This window comes from Mesorhizobium sp. M1078 (genome assembly GCF_040318615.1).
Lineage (GTDB): Bacteria > Pseudomonadota > Alphaproteobacteria > Rhizobiales > Rhizobiaceae > Mesorhizobium.
The window spans coordinates 68,296-85,067 of record NZ_JAMYMP010000006.1 but is presented as its reverse complement, the minus strand read 5'-3'; the positions used below and the strand labels follow the sequence as shown (position 1 = coordinate 85,067).

19 protein-coding genes are annotated in these 16,772 nt (G+C 61.9%); 17 read left to right on the top strand and 2 right to left on the bottom strand.

Features of this window, described 5'->3' with window-relative positions; translation table 11 throughout:
• The first annotated feature begins 29 nt into the window (after nt 1-29).
• Nucleotides 30-2,819 carry a DNA gyrase subunit A gene (gene gyrA / locus NKH38_RS10895; protein WP_352759963.1) on the top strand — a complete coding sequence of 930 codons (2,790 nt, stop codon included), beginning with the start codon at nt 30-32 and terminating at the stop codon, nt 2,817-2,819.
• Nucleotides 2,820-2,875: 56 nt separating this feature from the next.
• Here gyrA and NKH38_RS10890 read toward each other — a convergent pair whose 3' ends face one another.
• Nucleotides 2,876-3,022, bottom strand: coding sequence for a hypothetical protein (locus NKH38_RS10890; RefSeq protein ID WP_023670953.1), 147 nt, complete (start codon nt 3,020-3,022; stop codon nt 2,876-2,878).
• Nucleotides 3,023-3,216: 194 nt separating this feature from the next.
• Here NKH38_RS10890 and coaD point away from each other — a divergent pair, with 194 nt between their 5' ends.
• From coaD to tgt, 7 genes are all read left to right on the top strand, one after another.
• Entirely contained in the window at nt 3,217-3,717 is a 501-nt protein-coding gene (gene coaD, locus NKH38_RS10885; RefSeq protein ID WP_023696507.1) for a pantetheine-phosphate adenylyltransferase, read from the top strand.
• Nucleotides 3,718-3,885: 168 nt separating this feature from the next.
• The gene (locus tag NKH38_RS10880) at nt 3,886-4,380 is read left to right on the top strand and encodes a peptidylprolyl isomerase (protein WP_245259922.1); all 495 of its coding nucleotides are present in this window, start codon (nt 3,886-3,888) and stop codon (nt 4,378-4,380) included.
• A 43-nt stretch (nt 4,381-4,423) separates the two neighbouring features.
• A complete protein-coding gene (locus tag NKH38_RS10875) occupies nt 4,424-4,936 on the top strand; it encodes a peptidylprolyl isomerase (protein WP_023730156.1) in 513 nt (170 codons plus the stop codon).
• A 12-nt stretch (nt 4,937-4,948) separates the two neighbouring features.
• Nucleotides 4,949-5,398, top strand: coding sequence for a DMT family transporter (locus tag NKH38_RS10870; RefSeq protein ID WP_023730155.1), 450 nt, complete (start codon nt 4,949-4,951; stop codon nt 5,396-5,398).
• Nucleotides 5,398-6,486 (top strand): tRNA preQ1(34) S-adenosylmethionine ribosyltransferase-isomerase QueA, encoded by a 1,089-nt coding sequence (gene queA, locus NKH38_RS10865; RefSeq protein ID WP_352759957.1) that lies wholly within the window; start codon nt 5,398-5,400, stop codon nt 6,484-6,486. Before NKH38_RS10870 ends, queA begins: the two co-directional genes overlap by 1 nt.
• Nucleotides 6,476-6,745, top strand: a complete 270-nt coding sequence (locus NKH38_RS10860; RefSeq protein ID WP_023684641.1) for a hypothetical protein — start codon at nt 6,476-6,478, stop codon at nt 6,743-6,745. The genes queA and NKH38_RS10860 overlap by 11 nt, the downstream gene beginning before the upstream one ends.
• Nucleotides 6,738-7,868, top strand: coding sequence for a tRNA guanosine(34) transglycosylase Tgt (tgt, locus tag NKH38_RS10855; protein ID WP_023726678.1), 1,131 nt, complete (start codon nt 6,738-6,740; stop codon nt 7,866-7,868). The genes NKH38_RS10860 and tgt overlap by 8 nt, the downstream gene beginning before the upstream one ends.
• Before the next feature lie 7 nt (nt 7,869-7,875).
• On the opposite strand, the gene NKH38_RS10850 is transcribed toward tgt, so the two are convergent.
• Nucleotides 7,876-8,298, bottom strand: a complete 423-nt coding sequence (locus tag NKH38_RS10850; protein WP_352759952.1) for a DUF4864 domain-containing protein — start codon at nt 8,296-8,298, stop codon at nt 7,876-7,878.
• A 191-nt stretch (nt 8,299-8,489) separates the two neighbouring features.
• Here NKH38_RS10850 and NKH38_RS10845 point away from each other — a divergent pair, with 191 nt between their 5' ends.
• The 9 genes from NKH38_RS10845 (at nt 8,490) to NKH38_RS10805 (ending at nt 16,677) form a co-directional block, all read left to right on the top strand.
• Entirely contained in the window at nt 8,490-9,101 is a 612-nt protein-coding gene (locus NKH38_RS10845; protein ID WP_023730150.1) for a DsbA family protein, read from the top strand.
• Nucleotides 9,102-9,169: 68 nt separating this feature from the next.
• Nucleotides 9,170-9,406, top strand: a complete 237-nt coding sequence (locus tag NKH38_RS10840; protein ID WP_023670963.1) for an Lrp/AsnC family transcriptional regulator — start codon at nt 9,170-9,172, stop codon at nt 9,404-9,406.
• Nucleotides 9,407-9,680: 274 nt separating this feature from the next.
• Nucleotides 9,681-11,093: a circularly permuted type 2 ATP-grasp protein gene (locus tag NKH38_RS10835; RefSeq protein WP_023670964.1), complete on the top strand. Its 1,413-nt coding sequence runs from the start codon at nt 9,681-9,683 to the stop codon at nt 11,091-11,093.
• 150 nt (nt 11,094-11,243) lie between these two features.
• The gene (locus NKH38_RS10830) at nt 11,244-12,185 is read left to right on the top strand and encodes an alpha-E domain-containing protein (protein WP_352759947.1); all 942 of its coding nucleotides are present in this window, start codon (nt 11,244-11,246) and stop codon (nt 12,183-12,185) included.
• An 85-nt stretch (nt 12,186-12,270) separates the two neighbouring features.
• A complete protein-coding gene (locus NKH38_RS10825; RefSeq protein ID WP_023670966.1) occupies nt 12,271-13,065 on the top strand; it encodes a transglutaminase family protein in 795 nt (264 codons plus the stop codon).
• 32 nt (nt 13,066-13,097) lie between these two features.
• On the top strand, nt 13,098-13,829 hold the full coding sequence (locus NKH38_RS10820) for a proteasome-type protease (protein ID WP_023684646.1): 732 nt from the start codon (nt 13,098-13,100) through the stop codon (nt 13,827-13,829).
• Between the two features lie 88 nt (nt 13,830-13,917).
• The gene (locus NKH38_RS10815; protein ID WP_023688617.1) at nt 13,918-15,333 is read left to right on the top strand and encodes a pyridoxal phosphate-dependent decarboxylase family protein; all 1,416 of its coding nucleotides are present in this window, start codon (nt 13,918-13,920) and stop codon (nt 15,331-15,333) included.
• 14 nt (nt 15,334-15,347) lie between these two features.
• Nucleotides 15,348-15,794 carry a hypothetical protein gene (locus NKH38_RS10810; protein ID WP_352759944.1) on the top strand — a complete coding sequence of 149 codons (447 nt, stop codon included), beginning with the start codon at nt 15,348-15,350 and terminating at the stop codon, nt 15,792-15,794.
• Between the two features lie 115 nt (nt 15,795-15,909).
• Nucleotides 15,910-16,677 (top strand): DeoR/GlpR family DNA-binding transcription regulator, encoded by a 768-nt coding sequence (locus NKH38_RS10805; RefSeq protein WP_023670971.1) that lies wholly within the window; start codon nt 15,910-15,912, stop codon nt 16,675-16,677.
• Nucleotides 16,678-16,772: the final 95 nt, after the last annotated feature.

Genomic DNA, 16,772 nt, shown 5'->3' with positions numbered 1-16,772 from the left:
AGTGATTCCTGATTAGATTGTGATCCGATTTGACCGACCAAAAACCCCCGCGCGGCGCCGACGGCGGCCCCACCGGCATCGAGCCCATCTCCATCATCGAGGAGATGCAGAGCTCGTACCTCTCTTACGCCATGAGCGTCATCGTCAGCCGTGCGCTGCCCGATGTGCGCGACGGCCTGAAGCCGGTGCACCGCCGCATTCTCTATGCGGCGCATGAGAGCGGCTATCACTGGAACCGCAAATATGTGAAGTCGGCCCGCCCGGTCGCCGACGTGATGGGTAAATACCATCCGCATGGCGACGCCTCGATCTACGACGCCTTGGTGCGCATGGCGCAGGACTGGTCGCTGCGCGTTCCGCTGATCGACGGGCAGGGTAATTTCGGCTCCATCGACGGCGATCCGCCGGCGGCGATGCGCTACACCGAATCGCGGCTGACCAAGGTCGCGCATGAACTCTTGGAGGACATCGACAAGGAAACCGTCGATTTCCAGGAGACTTATGACGCATCCGACACCGAACCGAAGGTGCTGCCGGCCCGCTTCCCCAATCTTCTGGTCAACGGTTCCGGCGGCATCGCCGTCGGCATGGCCACCAACATCCCGCCGCACAATCTGGCCGAGATCTGCAACGGCGCCATCGCCATCATCGACAATCCGGCGATCGATTTGCCGGCGCTGATGGAGATCATTCCGGGTCCCGATTTCCCGACCGGCGGCATCGTGCTCGGCCGTTCCGGCATCTACAGCGCCTATGCGACTGGCCGTGGCTCCATCGTCATGCGCGGCAAGGTCAATGTCGAACAGCGCGGAAACGACCGTGAATCGATCATCATCACGGAAGTCCCGTACCAGGTGAACAAGGCCTCGATGATCGAGAAAATGGCCGAGCTGGTGCGCGACAAGCGCATCGAAGGCATTTCCGACATTCGCGACGAAAGCGACCGCCAGGGCTACCGCGTCGTCATCGAGCTGAAGCGCGACGCTGTCGCCGACGTCATTCTCAACCAGCTTTACCGCTTCACGCCGCTGCAGACCTCCTTCGGCGCCAATATGGTGGCGCTGAACGGCGGCAAGCCGGAAGTGATGAACCTGACCGACATGCTGAAGGCGTTTGTCAGCTTCCGCGAAGAGGTGATTAGCCGGCGCACGAAATTCCTGCTGCGCAAGGCGCGCGACCGCGCCCACGTGCTGGTCGGCCTCGCCATCGCCGTCGCCAACATCGACGAAGTGATCAAGCTGATCCGCACCGCGCCCGATCCGCAGACGGCGCGCGAGCAGTTGATGGAGCGACGCTGGCCCTCCGGGGACGTGGAGTCATTGATTCTGCTTATCGACGATCCGCGCCATCGCATCAATGAGGATGGCACCTACAACCTCTCCGAGGAACAGGCGCGCGCAATCCTCGAACTGCGCCTGCAGCGCCTGACCGCGCTCGGCCGTGACGAAATCGCCGACGAGCTGAACACCATCGGCGACGAGATCAAGGATTACCTCGACATTCTGTCGTCCCGCGCCCGCATCCAACAGATCGTCAAGGACGAGCTTGCCGCCGTGCGCGACGAGTTCGGCACGCCGCGCCGCACCGAGCTCACCGACGGCGGCGCCGACATGGAAGACGAGGACCTGATCCAGCGCGAGGACATGGTCGTCACCGTCAGCCATTCCGGCTACATCAAGCGCGTGCCGCTGTCGCTCTACCGGGCGCAACGCCGCGGCGGCAAGGGCCGCTCCGGTATGTCGACCAAGGAAGAGGATTTCGTCACCCGGCTGTTTGTGGCCAACACGCATACGCCGGTGCTGTTCTTCTCCTCGCGCGGCATCGTCTACAAGGAAAAGGTCTGGCGGCTGCCAATCGGCAATCCGCAGTCGCGCGGCAAGGCGCTGATCAACATGCTGCCGCTGGAGCAGGGCGAGCGCATCACCACCATCATGCCGCTGCCCGAGGACGAGACCAGCTGGGGCGAACTCGACGTCATGTTCGCCACCACGCGCGGCACCGTGCGCCGCAACAAGCTGTCCGAATTCGTCCAGGTCAACCGCAACGGCAAGATCGCCATGAAGCTGGAGGAGGAGGGCGACGAGATCCTCGGCGTCGAGACCTGCACAGACAATGACGATGTGCTTTTGACCGCCAGCTCCGGCCAGTGCATCCGCTTCCGCGTTGGCGATGTGCGCGTCTTCCAGAGCCGCAATTCGGTCGGCGTGCGCGGCATAAGCATGGCCGAGACCGACCGCATCATCTCCATGTCGGTGATCGAGCATGTCGATGCTTCACCGGCGGAACGCTCCGCCTACCTCAAGCGGGCAGCACTGGAGCGGCGGCTTGCCGCCGAGGTGACCGGCGAGGAAGAAGAGATTGCACTCACCAATGAGGAGATTGGCGAGGAGACCGAGCTTTCCGACAGCCGTTACGAAGAGCTCAAGGCGCATGAGCAGTATGTGCTGACGGTGACCGAATATGGCTACGGCAAGCGCTCGTCATCCTACGATTTCCGCCTGACCGGACGCGGCGGCAAAGGCATCCGCGCCACCGACGTGTCGAAGGTGGCCGAGATCGGCCAGCTGGTGGCGACTTTCCCGGTCGGCAATGACGACCAGATCATGCTGGTTTCGGATGGCGGCACGGTCATCCGGGTGCCGGTCAACGGTATCCGTTTCGCCAGCCGCGCCACCAAGGGCGTGACCATCTTCAACACCGCCGAAGGCGAGAAGGTGGTTTCGGTCGAACGGATTTCGGAGCCGCAGGCCGACGAGGATGTCGAAGAGGGTGTCATTGAGGCCGGCGCCGGAGATGCCGTACCGGACGGCACCGAATAGGTTTGAGCAACAACGCCGGCCCGATGGGCCGGCGCAAACAAGAAACTAGCAATAAATCAGGGGCGACGGTGGGGCCAGCGAGCGCCGAAACCTTCGAACCGCTTTGTGCGGACACGGACGCGCTCTGCCTCGCTATGCAATCCGAATGCGGTGGCGATCAGCATGGCGACGGTCATTGCGGTGGCGAGCATGTAGATCAGCATGTGCGTGTTCTCCTGCGCCTATCCAACGGTTAGATCGGGTTTTGGTTTCATCTTCCGAAGTGCAAACTAGCGAACGCGGCGTGAAGTCCGCGTGATCAAGGCATTCATCTGTCGTTCATGTCTGCGAAAAGGTTCACGCAGATGTTCCCAATCGCATTTGCCTTCCGCCCAATGCCCCGCTAGAAGCACCTCCCATGACCGATCGCATCGCCCTTTATGCCGGCTCCTTCGACCCGCTGACCAACGGCCATCTCGATGTGCTGAAGGCATCGCTGGCTGTCGCCGACACGGTATATGCGGCGATCGGCACCCATCCCGGCAAGACGCCGCTGTTTTCCTTCGACGAACGGGTGAAGCTGATCGAGGCCGCGACGAACGCCGAATTCGGCCGCGACGGAGCCCGGATCAAGGTCGTCGCCTTTGACGGGCTGGTCATCGACGCGGCCCGCAAGCATGGCGCCTCGATCATGATCCGCGGCCTGCGCGACGGCACCGATCTCGATTACGAGATGCAGATGGCCGGCATGAACGAGACCATGGCGCCGGAACTGCAGACGGTTTTTCTGCCCGCCAGTCCATCGGTACGCACCATTACCGCCACACTTGTGCGCCAGATAGCCTCGATGGGCGGAGACATCCGTCCCTTCGTACCGGCCGCCGTTGCCGGCGCGCTCACCGCCAAATTCGCGAAATAGTGCATGTCGCCCAAAAGTGGATGCCGGTTTTGGGGCAACGACATGCACCCTAACAAAGACCTTCGGAGATCCCTTATGCAGCTGAAAAAGCTCGCCTCGTTCCTCGTCGTGCTTGCCGGTCTCGTGACCGCATCCGTTTCGGCCTTCGCCGCCGAACCGGAAAACACCATGGTCATCACCTTGAAGAACGGCGACGTCACCGTCGCGCTACGCCCCGACCTGGCACCCAAGCATGTCGCCCAGATCAAGAAGCTGGTGCGCGAAGGCGCTTATAACGATGTCGCATTCCACCGCGTCATCAACGGCTTTATGGCGCAGACCGGCGACGTCAAGTTCGGCAACATGAAGAAGGGGTTCAGCCCCGAGGCCGTCGGCACCGGCGGTTCAGACCTGCCCGACCTGCCGGCGGAATTCTCGCAGAGCGAACATTTTAAGCGCGGCACGCTCGGTATGGCCCGTTCGCAGGACCCGAACTCCGCCAATTCGCAGTTCTTCATCATGTTCGCGCCGGCGCCGAACCTCGATGGCCAGTACACCATCGTCGGCAATGTCGTCAGCGGCATAGAGCTGGTGGACAAGATCAAGAAGGGCAACGAGGCGGACAATGGCACGGTCAGTGAGCCCGACCGCATGATCAAGGTACGCATCGCCGCCGACAAGTAAACCTATCAAATCATTCTGTTTTCTGAGATAAAGGATATCCGACATGGCTGAGATCAAGGACCGCGAAAACGCGCTCATCCTGGAAACGACCAAGGGCAAGGTCGTCATTGAACTGTTCCCCGACCTGGCCCCGGGCCACGTCGCCCGGATCAAGGAACTGGCCCGCGAAGGCGCCTATGACGGCGTGGTTTTCCACCGCGTCATCGAAGGCTTCATGGCGCAGACCGGTGACGTCAAGTTCGGCAATTCGACCAAGCCCACTTTTGCCCCCTCCCGCGCGGGCATGGGCGGCTCGGAAAAGCCGGACCTGAAGGCTGAGTTCTCCAACGCCAACCATGGTCGCGGCACCTGCTCGATGGCCCGTTCGCAGAACCCGAACTCGGCCAATTCGCAGTTCTTCATCTGCTTCGACGATGCCGCTTTCCTCAACCGCCAGTACACGGTCTGGGGCCAGGTCATCGAAGGCATGGACAATGTCGACAAGATCAAGCGCGGCGAGCCGGTGGTCGATCCCGACAAGATCGTGTCGCTGAAGGTCGCGGCCGACGTCAAGTAAGGACAAACGACGATGATGGGCGTGGTCTGGTCGCTGCTCGGCATCCTGTCCGGCGCCTTCATCGCCATTCAGGCACCGATCAACTCGCAGCTGGCGCGCGGCCTGGGGCTCCCGGTCGCGGCGGCGGCGTTTTCGTTCCTGTCGGGTGCGGTTGTGCTCGGCATCATCTCCGTCGCCGTTGTGCGGCTGCAGGACATCTCGCTCGACTGGAAGGCGCCGGCGCCCTGGCTGTTCATCGCCGGCGGCATGCTCGGCGGTTTCTATGTCACGCTCTCGACCATTCTTACGCCGCGCATTGGTGCAGCCGCGCTGATGGCGTTCCTGGTTGCCGGCCAGTTGCTGGCCGGCATGCTGATCGACCGCGTCGGCTTCCTCGGCGTGGCGGTGCGCGAGATTTCGCTCGGCCGCATCGCCGGCGCGGTGCTGCTCTTGGCCGGAGCGCTGCTCGTTCGGCTCTACTGATGCGCGTCGACCTCTTCGACTTCGACTTGCCGGAGGAGCGTATCGCGCTTCGCCCGGCCGAGCCGCGCGACAGTGCTAGAATGCTGGTGGTCAGGTCGGGCGAGGCGCTTTCGGACCGCACGGTTGGCGACCTGCCGTCCTTGCTCAATGCCGGCGACGTGCTGGTCTTCAACGACACCAAGGTCATTCCTGCCCAGTTGAGAGGCATCAGGCGGCGCGGCGAAGCGCAGGCGCAGGTCCACGCCACGCTGCATATGCGCATGGCGCCTGACCGCTGGCTGGCCTTCATGCGGCCGGGCAAGCGCGTCGCCGCCGGCGACCGCATCCATTTCGGCCATGACGGCAATTCCTGTTTTCTCGGCCAACTCGACGCCACGGTGATCGAGAAGGGCGACGCCGGCGAGGCGTTGCTCGGCTTCGACCTCTCCGGCCCATTTCTCGACGAAGCGCTGCGCGCCGTCGGCCACATCCCGCTGCCCCCCTATATCGCCTCCAAGCGCGACGACGACGCACGCGACCTGACGGATTACCAGACAATCTATGCCAAGGAGGAGGGCGCAGTCGCTGCCCCCACCGCAGGCCTGCATTTTACGCCGGAGCTGTTTGCCGCGCTGGATGCAAAAGGCATCGAACGCCGCTTCGTGACCTTGCATGTCGGCGCCGGCACCTTCCTGCCGGTCAAGGCGGACGACACCGCTGACCACAAGATGCATGCCGAGACCGGCTCGGTCAGCGAAGCAACAGCCGACGCTCTGAATGGCGCCAAGGCGCGGGGCGGGCGCATCATCGCTGTCGGCACGACCTCGCTGCGCCTGCTGGAGAGCGCGGCACGGCCTGATAGCTCGCTGACCGCCTGGTCCGGCCCGACCGACATCTTCATCACGCCGGGCTATCGGTTCAAGACCGCCGACCTGCTGATGACCAATTTCCATCTGCCGCGTTCGACGCTGTTCATGCTGGTTTCGGCCTTCAGCGGCCTAGATACGATGCGTGCGGCCTATGCTCATGCCATCGGGAACGATTACAGGTTCTATTCCTACGGAGATGCAAGCCTGCTTTATCGAGCGGAGATGAGCGATGGACGATGACCTGCAGGCCTTTGATCGCGAAAGCCTGATCGCCGAAGTGAAGAAATTGCGTGCCGGCATTCGCCAGCATCGAGATTCTACCGGCCATGATTTATGCTGGCATCATCCCAACCTGTGGGACCTGCTGCCGGAAAAGACCGATCCATCGATTGCCGTGCCGCCATGGCCGAAATTCATGCGCGGCTGCATCCAATACCGCCAGTCGCTCGACAGGCAGGCGCCAGGCGCGCCTGTCCATGACAAGGAATTCAATGGCTGAGACATTCACCTTCAAGATCCTCGCCACCGACGGCAAGGCGCGGCGCGGTTCCATCACCATGCCGCGCGGCGAAATCCGCACGCCGGCCTTCATGCCGGTCGGCACCGGCGGCACGGTCAAGGCCATGTATATGGACCAGGTGCGCGGCGTCGGCGCCGACATCATCCTGGGCAATACCTATCATCTGATGCTGCGCCCTGGCGCCGAGCGCGTGGCGCGGCTTGGTGGGTTGCATGAATTCGCCCGCTGGCCGCAGCCGATCCTGACCGACAGTGGCGGTTTTCAGGTCATGTCGCTGTCGAAGCTCAGAAAATTGACCGAGAAGGGCGTCACCTTTCGCTCGCACATTGACGGCGCTGCCTACGAGATGTCGCCGGAGCGCTCGATCGAGATCCAGGGCCTGCTCGATTCCGACATCCAGATGCAGCTCGACGAATGCACAGCGCTGCCGGCCGACCTCAAGCAGATCGAGCGCGCGATGGAGCTGTCGCTGCGCTGGGCCGAGCGCTGCAAGACAGCGTTCGGCGATCAGCCCGGCAAGGCGATGTTCGGCATCGTCCAGGGTGGCGACAACGCAGCTCTCAGGGTGCGTTCGGCGCAGGCGCTGAGCGCGATGGAGCTGAAGGGCTATGCGGTCGGCGGCCTGGCCGTCGGCGAACCGCAAGCGGTGATGCTGGATATGCTGGAGATCACCTGTCCGGAATTGCCTGACGACAAGCCTCGATATCTCATGGGCGTCGGCACGCCGGACGACATCGTGAAATCGGTGGCGCGCGGCATCGACATGTTCGACTGCGTCATGCCGACCCGCGCCGGCCGCCATGGCCTGGCCTATACCAGGCGCGGCAAGGTCAATCTCAGGAATGCCCGCCACGCGGACGATCCGCGGCCGCTGGATGAGGAGAGCGACTGCCCGGCCGCACGCGACTATTCACGCGCCTATCTGCACCATCTCGTGCGCTCGCAGGAGGCGCTGGGGGCGATGCTTCTGACCTGGAACAACCTGTCCTACTATCAGAAGCTGATGCAGGACATTCGCGCCGCGATCGAGGCCCGGGCCTTTGAGGCGCGCACGGCTGAGATTTCCGAGGCATGGGCGAGGGGTGATATTCCGGTGCTGTAGCCGGGCCTCAGGTACTGAGCGAATTCGCTGCGCGCAAGCTGCAGCTGGTGATCTGAAAGCTGCCGTCGGGCTGCTGTTCCAGCGTGTAGACCGCCTCATAGTCCTTGCCGTCGGGTCCGACGATCAGCACTTGCTGGATTATCGAAGTTGGCCCCATCTGCTCGACCTTGCCGAAGGAATAGCTCTGCGGCTGGCGCACCGGCGGATAGCCGTTGGTCACCATGTTCATGAAGGTGTCGACGGTCGGAAAGATCCGCTTCACATTTGGAGCGGCGAAACTGTACGCCTTGGCGCCATCATTGGCGATGAGCGCCTTCAACTGACCATCGATGACGGCCTGGCCGGCCTTGACTTCGGCGTCGCCGGCAAGGGCTGCCGACACGAACAACGCGAACAGCAATGAAACGACTGCGAATGCGATGCGGCGCATGGCCTGTCTCCATTGTCCTCAACAAAACCTGTCCCAGGACGCATCATACCATACGCTTGGCGGAGCCTCACGGTTTCAGCAACCGCAATATTTGCCACGCAAGTGCCACAAGATCATGCTTAAGCCTCCTTTAACGCGGGGCGCGCATCGTAGGGACGGGTGGGGACCCGTTCGCGCAACCAGGGACGACCATGTTCAAGCAGCCGATCGACCGGCGCCTTTTGCTGAAGGGCGCGGCAAGCCTCGCAGTTTTGGCTCCCTTGCCCGCCTGGGCAAGCACTGGGCCGACCGTCACGGAAGTCGCCTTCGACCCCGCCATTCCAGCGCTCGGCAACCCCGATGGCGATGTCACCATCGCCGAATTCGTCGACTATCAGTGCCCGATCTGCAAGCTCGTTTTCGTCGAGCTGAAGAAGCTGATGGAAGAGGACAGCGGCATTCGGCTTGTGATGAAGGACTGGCCGATCTTCGGCGACGTGTCGCGCGACGCGGCGCGGGTGACGCTGCTGAGCGGCGAACAATATGCCGCGGCGGTCGATGCGCTGATGACCAACCAGCGCGGCCTTTCGGAACGCCGCACCAACGACATCCTTTCTTCCGTCGGTGTCGATGTGGCGATGGTGCGTGCCGACCTCGCCATCCGTGAACCCGACATCGACGCTGCCCTTGTCCGCACCGAAGCCCAGGCGACGGCTTTCAAGCTGCGCGGCACGCCAGCCCTGGTCATCGGCGGCAACTTGTATCGGCGCGGCATGCCGGTGTCCGAACTGAGACAAGCCGTCGCCAAGGCGCGCTCGGCCTGATGCTTGAAAGCCGGGCGGCAGTCTGCCACAAGGGCCGCTTGTGTGCTGAAGCTTGATCGGGACCGGCAATGAAGACGTTTTTCATGCAGATAAAGTGCGATCTGGGCAAGTCCTATGAGGTCGCCAGCGCGCTCGCCGATGCCGAAATCGCCTCGGAAATCTACTCGACCGCCGGCAATTACGACCTGCTTGCCAAATTCTACGTCGACGACGAGGAAGATGTCGGCCACTTCGTCAACGAGAAGGTGCAGATTATTCCCGGAATCAAGGACACCTTCACGGTCGTCACTTTCCGCGCTTTCTAAAGCAATTCCAGGAAAAAAATGTGAAGCGGTTTTCCGTCCGGAATTGCGTCAAAGCAAAAAGCCATGGCAGGTCGCCGTTTCCATGAAACGGTGAACTGCTAGAGCGCATCAGGCACTTGCCCGGCGACAAGGCAGAGCCTGATTAAGGTCCTGTTCCGACTGCCCGAATTTTGGGCAGTCGGAACATACTGATCGCCGATATCCTCCAAATCACCGATTGCGCTTGATTTTCTCCCGCGACGCCAGTGAAATGGCGTCACAGGGGAGTATGCGATTGGCAGCGTTCGATGAAATGCTTCCGGAAGTTTCCGGGCTTAGACAACCGTATACGGCTTACGACCGCTGGCTGAAGGAGCAGGACCCGGCCAGGCTTACCGAAAAGATGCAGGACGCCGAGCGCGTCTTCCGCAAGACCGGCATTACCTTCGCCGTCTATGGCGAGCAGGAAGCCTCCGAGCGGCTGATCCCCTTCGACATCGTGCCGCGCATCATCTCCGGCAATGAATGGCGAAGGCTGACGCAAGGCATCGAGCAGCGCGTGCAGGCGCTGAACGCTTTCCTCGACGACATTTACCACCGCCAGGAAATCCTGCGCGCCGGCCGCGTGCCGAGGGAGCTGATCGCCAGGAACGAGGCGTTCCTGCCGGAAATGATCGGAGTGCGGCCACCGGCCGGCGTCTACACCCACATTATCGGCGTCGATATCGTCCGCATCTCGGAGAACGAGTTCTACGTGCTGGAGGACAATGCGCGCACGCCGTCGGGGGTCTCCTACATGCTGGAGAACCGCGAGACGATGATGCAGCTCTTTCCCGAACTGTTCCAGCAGATCAAGGTGCGGCCGGTGGAGAATTATCCGCAATTGCTGCGCCAGTCGCTGGCGGCAGTGCGGCCGCAAAGCACCAAGGGCGCACCGACCATTGCCGTGCTGACGCCGGGCAGCTTCAACTCCGCCTATTTCGAACATGCCTTCCTCGCCGACCAGATGGGCGTGCAACTGGTCGAAGGCCAGGATCTGCGCGTTGTAGACGGCCACGTCGCTATGCGCACGACCGAAGGCTACAAGCAGATCGACGTGCTTTACCGGCGCGTCGACGATTCCTTCCTCGATCCGCTGACCTTCCGGCCGGACTCGGCCCTTGGCGTGCCCGGCATCATGGACGTCTACCGCGCCGGCAACATCACCATCGCCAACGCGCCGGGAACCGGCATCGCCGACGACAAGGCGATTTATTCCTACATGCCCGACATCGTCGAGTTCTACACCGGCCGCAAAGCCATCCTCGGCAACATCCCGACCTGGCGCTGCTCGGAGCCCGACAGTCTGAAATACGTGCTCGAACACATCCATGAGCTGGTCATCAAGGAAGTGCACGGCTCCGGCGGCTACGGCATGCTGGTGGGGCCGGCTGCGACCAAGAAGGAATGCCAGGATTTCGCCAAGAAGCTGCAGGCGAAGCCTTCCAACTACATCGCCCAGCCGACGCTGGCGCTGTCGACCTGCCCGATCCTGACAGAAAAAGGCCTGTCGCCGCGCCATGTCGACTTGCGACCCTATGTTCTGGTCTCCGACCGAATCCAGATCGTGCCCGGCGGCTTGACGCGGGTGGCGCTGAAGGAGGGGTCGTTGGTCGTGAATTCCTCGCAAGGCGGCGGGACGAAGGATACGTGGGTGTTGGACGATTAGGTAGGCAGTAGGCAGTAGGCAGTAGGCAGTAGGCAGTAGGCAGTAGGCAGTAGGCAGTAGAGGGACAAGAAATGCCATATTCCACAGAGATTCAAATGCTTACTAATCCCTACTCACTATTCCCTACTCACTAGCCCGAAGGGTCTTGCCATGCTTCTCGGCCGCACCGCCAACGGGCTCTACTGGATGAACCGTTATATCGAGCGGGCGGAAAACATGGCGCGTCTGGTCGATGCCGGCCTTCGCATGGCGCTGACCCGCACCCAGAGCGCGTCGGAAGAGTGGAATTCGGTGCTGCTCAGCGCCGGCTCCGACGTCACCTTCACGCAGAAATACAAGGACTACACCGCCGCCAATGTCGCCGACTTCCTGCTGCGCGACACCTCGAACCCGTCGAGCACGATGTCGGCGATCGAGACCGCTCGCAACAATGCCCGCATGGTGCGCACCGCGCTGACGCGCGAGACCTGGGAGAGCATCAACGAAGCCTGGATGGCCCTGAAGCGCATGCTGGCAAAGCCGATCGACGAGCGCGACCTGCCGAGTGTGCTCGACGCCATCAAACGCGAGACGGCGCTGATCCGCGGCTCGTTCTACGGCACGATGCTGCGCAACGAGATCTTCGACTTCTCACAACTCGGCACCTATGTCGAGCGGGCCGACAACACGGCACGCATCCTCGACGTGAAATACTACGTGCTGCTGCCGTCGATCTCCTGGGTCGGCTCGAGCCTCGACAACTACCAATGGGAGTCGATCCTGCGCTCGGTGTCGGCGCACCGTTCCTATCGCTGGGTCTATGAGGCCGACTACAAACCCACCAACATTGCCGACTATCTGATCCTCAATGTGCGCATGCCGCGTTCGCTGACCTTCTGTTATCGTTTTCTTGCCGAGCATCTGAAGTTCCTCGGCGACGACTATGGCGACCGTCATGCCTGCCACGCCACCGTCGACAGGACACAGGCGATGCTGCAGGCAGGGTCGATCAAGGACATATTCGACGCCGGCCTGCACGAATTCCTGGCCAGGTTCATTCAAGACAACACCAAGCTTGGCGAAGACATCGCACAAGATTACCGGTTCAATTGAGCATGATCGCGAACCGGAGGGCCGGGCTAGCGACAAGTGGGACCCGGTTTTCGGATAAGATCATGCTTACAAACGGAAAATAGGCATGCGGCTCAAGATCACCCACCGTACCGAATACCGCTACGACGCGCCGGTGCACTATCTGTTGCAGCGGCTACGCCTGTTACCGGTCAGTGGCCCGACGCAGACCGTGCTGTCCTGGGCGCTGAAGATCGAGGGCGCGCGCGAGGAAGTCCGCTTTAACGACCATTTCGGCAACGATAACAGGCTGTTGAGCGTCGAGGGCGAGCGCGACTTCATCACCGTCGAGGCCTCCGGCGAGGTTGTCACGCGCGACACAGCGGGCGTCTCGGGTCCGCATCACGGCTTTGCGCCGCTGTGGCTGTTCAGCCAGGAGACAGCTTTGACCATCCCCGGCGAGGGCATAAGCGAGCTTGCCGCGGCGGTCGGCAAAGGTACCGACATCGAAAGGCTGCATCGGCTGATGGCGCTGATCGTCGAGCGCGTCGCCTACACGCCGGGCACCACCAGCGTGACGACCCCGGCGGAAGAGGCATTGGCGCTGAAGACCGGCGTTTGCCAGGATCACAGCCACATCTTTGTCACCGCAGCCCGCGTCATGGGTTTTCCGGCCCGCTATGTCAGTGGCTATCTGATGATGGATGCGGCCATCGAGCAGGCGGCAAGCCATGCCTGGGCCGAAGCCCATGTTCAGGGTCTCGGCTGGGTCGCCTTCGACGCCGCCAACGGCATTTCCCCCGATGAACGCTATGTCAGGGTAGCCACCGGCCGTGATTATCGCGACGCCTCGCCGGTGTCGGGAATTCGACTGGGACAGGCGGAGGAACAGCTTGCAGTCACCGTCACGGTAGAGCAGTAGTCTCCGGCAAGATTGCTGCCTGAAGAGATTCCATGACTTATTGCGTCGGCCTCAAGATCGATCGTGGGCTCGTGTTCATGTCGGACACGCGCACCAATGCAGGGATGGATTCGATCTCCACTTTCAAGAAGATGCATGTCTGGGAAGAGCCAGGCGAGCGCGTCATCGTACTGATGTCGGCCGGCAATCTGGCTACGACGCAGGCCGTGGTCAGCCTGCTCGACGAGCGCACCAAGGCGGTGGCGGAACGCCACGCGACGCTGCTCGAGACCCCATCCATGTACCAGACGGTGCGGCTGGTCGGCGACACCGTCAAGGAAGTCATCGCCAGCTCGTCGCCTGCCGGCGAAAAGGCGGATTCCTATTTCAACGCCTCCTTCATCCTCGGCGGCCAGATCAAGGGCAGCCCGCCACGGCTGTTCATGATCTATCCCGAGGGCAATTTCATCGAATCGACCGACGACACGCCGTTCTTCCAGATCGGCGAGACCAAATACGGCAAGCCGATCATCATCCGTGCCTATGAAAGGACGATGAGCCTGGCTGAAACGGTCAAGCTCTTGCTGGTATCGTTCGATTCGACGCTGAAATCGAACCTGTCCGTCGGCCTGCCTCTCGACCTGCTGTTCCTGGAGGAGGACACGTTCACGGTGGGTTTGAAAAAGCGCATCGGCCAGGACGATCGATATTATCGTGCTATTTCCGAAGGCTGGTCGAACGCGTTGAAGACGGCCTTTGCCAGCCTGCCGGATTTTCCGGGGTAGCGCGGGAACCTTCGTGGCGGTTGCCTGTCTCTATTTAACATGTTAATCAAATTCAAACGGCTGGCTGATCGGCGCGTCGGGAGGATCCATGGACAACGAGCAATTCCGCGACTGGTCGAGGCGCGCCGCCGACTGGGGCGCTGATTACCGCGCCGGCCTTCGCGATCGGCCCGTGCGACCTGCCATAGCGCCGGGCGAGATCTTCAGGAGCATCGAAGCTTCTCCGCCGGAGGCCGCGGAATCGATGGAGACGATCTTCGCCGATTTCGAAGCCAAGATCGTGCCCGGCATGACGCATTGGCAGCATCCGCGTTTCTTTGCTTATTTCCCGGCCAATGCAGCACCCGTCTCGGTGGTGGCCGAATATCTGGTCTCTGCGATGGCCGCGCAGTGCATGCTGTGGCAGACTTCGCCGGCGGCGACAGAGCTTGAGACGCGCATCGTCGACTGGATGCGCCAGGCGCTCGGCCTGCCCGAAGGCTTTTCCGGCGTGATCCAGGACTCCGCATCATCGGCGACGCTGGCCGCCGTGTTGACCATGCGCGAGCGCACGCTCGACTGGCAGGGCAACAAGAAGGGTCTTTCAGGGCAGGGCAGGCTGCGCGTCTATTCCTCCGACCAGGTGCACACCTCGATCGACCGCGCCATCTGGGTCGCCGGCATTGGCGAGGAAAACCTCGTCCGCATTCCCGTCGCCGGCACCTACCGCGCCATGGATACCGCGGCTTTGGAAGCGGCGATTGTTGCCGACCGCGCGGCCGGCCTATTGCCGGCCGGCATCATCGCGTGCGTCGGCGGCACCAGCACCGGCGGCACCGACGACATCGCTGAAGTGGCCGCGGTGGCCAAACGCCAGGGGCTCTATCTGCATATCGACGCCGCCTGGGCCGGATCGGCGATGATCTGTCCGGAATACCGGCATTTCTGGACCGGTGTCGAGGGCGCGGACTCGATCGTCTTCAACCCGCACAAATGGCTGGGCGCGCAATTCGACTGCTCGATCCAGTTCGTCCGCCAGCCGGAGGATCTCGTGCGCACGCTGGCGATCAAGCCGGACTATCTGAAAACTCGCGGCCATGACGGCATCATCAACTACTCCGAATGGTCGGTGCCTCTCGGCCGTCGCTTCCGGGCGCTGAAGCTGTGGTTCCTGCTGCGCGCCCATGGCCTCGAGGCGCTGCGCACCATGATCCGCAATCACGTCGCCTGGAGCGAAGGCATAGCAGCGCGCCTGGCCGAGGAGGAGGATTTCGAGCTCGCCAGCCAGCCGATGCTGTCGCTGTTCTCGTTCCGGCATCGCGCCGCATCCGGCGCTGACTGCGACGAGCACAATCTGCGTCTGGTCGACGCCATCAACAATGACGGCCGTATCTACCTGACGCAGACGCGTGTCGATGGGCGGGTCGCCATCCGCTTCCAGGCAGGCCAGTTCGAGACAACCGCGGCCGATGTCGATACCGCCTTCACTGTCATCTGCGAGTGTGCAAGATCCCCGAAGGACTGACAGGGATTGCCCGGGTGGTTGCCGCCGCCGGGGCAAGCCAGCAAGGACCTGCGAGCAAGCATATGACCGGAAGGGCTGAAGGGGTTAGCCAGAATCTGACGGGCGTCTGGAGCGGGCGCTATTTCTATCCGCGCGAACTGCCGCCGGTTTCCTTCGTTGCAACGCTGATCGAGACGGCAACCAGCTTGACGGGCATGACCCACGAACCGGCGGCGACCAGCACGGCAAGATACGCAAGCCTGCAGGGGCAGCGAGAGGGCAACGCCGTCTCCTTTACCAAGACATACGACAAGGCCCAATTGAAGGCGCACCCGATTCACTACAGCGGCATCATCAACGGTGATGCAACCGAGATCAAAGGCACTTGGCGAATCCCGGGATACTGGTCCGGCAATTTCCTGATGATCCGCTCGCCAGGTAAAGTCGCGGCTGTCACCCGCAAGGTGGCGGAGCGGGTCTGAGCCGTATCTGCCCGGTTCGCCTTTGCAATCATCGATATTTCATTAGCCGGCGTCTCCCTTTTCATTGCTTTCGTTTTCAGCTACAAACAAGAAAAACGAAAACGGGAGGTTCTCAGTGTATTTGTCGCCGCGCCATGCCGAAATCATCCAGATGGCGAAGGACCATGGCCGTGTGCTGGTCGATGACCTCGCCACGCATTTCAACGTGACGCCACAGACCATCCGCAAGGACCTCAACGATCTCTGCGACCAGCGGCTGCTGACGCGCATCCATGGCGGGGCCCTGTTCCCGTCCGGCATCGAGAACATGGAGTATGAGGCGCGCCGCAAGATTGCCGCCGACGAGAAGGAGGCGATCGGCCGCGCGGCGGCCAGGCTGATACCCGACAACGCCTCCCTGTTCATCAACATCGGCACCACGACCGAGTCGGTCAGCAAGGCGCTGCTCGACCATACCGGGCTGATGGTCATCACCAATAATATCAATGTTGCCAACAGGATGCGCATCTATCCTTCGATCGAGGTGGTAATCGCCGGCGGCGTCGTGCGTGGCTCCGACGGCGGCGTTGTCGGCGAGGCCGCGGTCGATTTCATCAGGCAGTTCAAGGTCGACTATGCGGTGATCGGCGCCTCGGCCATCGACCATGACGGCGCGTTGCTCGATTTCGACTTTCGCGAAGTGAAAGTGGCGCAAGCCATTATCGCCAATGCCAGGCATGTCATCCTGGTCTCCGACCAGACCAAGTTCGAACGCACCGCGCCGGTTCGCATCGGCCATCTCTCGCAAGTCAACACCTTCATCACCGACCGTTGCGACATCCCGTCGGTGCGTAAGATCTGCGAGGAAGCGGAGGTTCAATTGATCGAAACGTCGCTCGGCTAGGCTATCGATCACGGTCCCGTTACATTTCGTTTGACATTCGTTCTTATTTCGAAATAATCCCGATACGGTTTCGTAACAACTCAAAAATGCTGCAA

Excerpts from the sequence above, each read along its gene's own strand:
- tgt (WP_023726678.1), top strand. The coding sequence starts at position 6,738 with ATGGCTGAGACATTCACCTTCAAGATCCTCGCCACCGACGGCAAGGCG.
- NKH38_RS10815 (WP_023688617.1), top strand. The coding sequence starts at position 13,918 with ATGGACAACGAGCAATTCCGCGACTGGTCGAGGCGCGCCGCCGACTGG.
- NKH38_RS10870 (WP_023730155.1), top strand. The coding sequence starts at position 4,949 with ATGATGGGCGTGGTCTGGTCGCTGCTCGGCATCCTGTCCGGCGCCTTC.
- NKH38_RS10875 (WP_023730156.1), top strand. The coding sequence starts at position 4,424 with ATGGCTGAGATCAAGGACCGCGAAAACGCGCTCATCCTGGAAACGACC.
- NKH38_RS10880 (WP_245259922.1), top strand. The coding sequence starts at position 3,886 with ATGGTCATCACCTTGAAGAACGGCGACGTCACCGTCGCGCTACGCCCC.
- NKH38_RS10820 (WP_023684646.1), top strand. The coding sequence starts at position 13,098 with ATGACTTATTGCGTCGGCCTCAAGATCGATCGTGGGCTCGTGTTCATG.
- queA (WP_352759957.1), top strand. The coding sequence starts at position 5,398 with ATGCGCGTCGACCTCTTCGACTTCGACTTGCCGGAGGAGCGTATCGCG.
- NKH38_RS10890 (WP_023670953.1), bottom strand. The coding sequence starts at position 3,022 with ATGCTGATCTACATGCTCGCCACCGCAATGACCGTCGCCATGCTGATC.
- NKH38_RS10850 (WP_352759952.1), bottom strand. The coding sequence starts at position 8,298 with ATGCGCCGCATCGCATTCGCAGTCGTTTCATTGCTGTTCGCGTTGTTC.
- NKH38_RS10830 (WP_352759947.1), top strand. The coding sequence starts at position 11,244 with ATGCTTCTCGGCCGCACCGCCAACGGGCTCTACTGGATGAACCGTTAT.
- NKH38_RS10860 (WP_023684641.1), top strand. The coding sequence starts at position 6,476 with ATGGACGATGACCTGCAGGCCTTTGATCGCGAAAGCCTGATCGCCGAA.
- NKH38_RS10840 (WP_023670963.1), top strand. The coding sequence starts at position 9,170 with ATGAAGACGTTTTTCATGCAGATAAAGTGCGATCTGGGCAAGTCCTAT.
- NKH38_RS10845 (WP_023730150.1), top strand. The coding sequence starts at position 8,490 with ATGTTCAAGCAGCCGATCGACCGGCGCCTTTTGCTGAAGGGCGCGGCA.
- NKH38_RS10825 (WP_023670966.1), top strand. The coding sequence starts at position 12,271 with ATGCGGCTCAAGATCACCCACCGTACCGAATACCGCTACGACGCGCCG.
- coaD (WP_023696507.1), top strand. The coding sequence starts at position 3,217 with ATGACCGATCGCATCGCCCTTTATGCCGGCTCCTTCGACCCGCTGACC.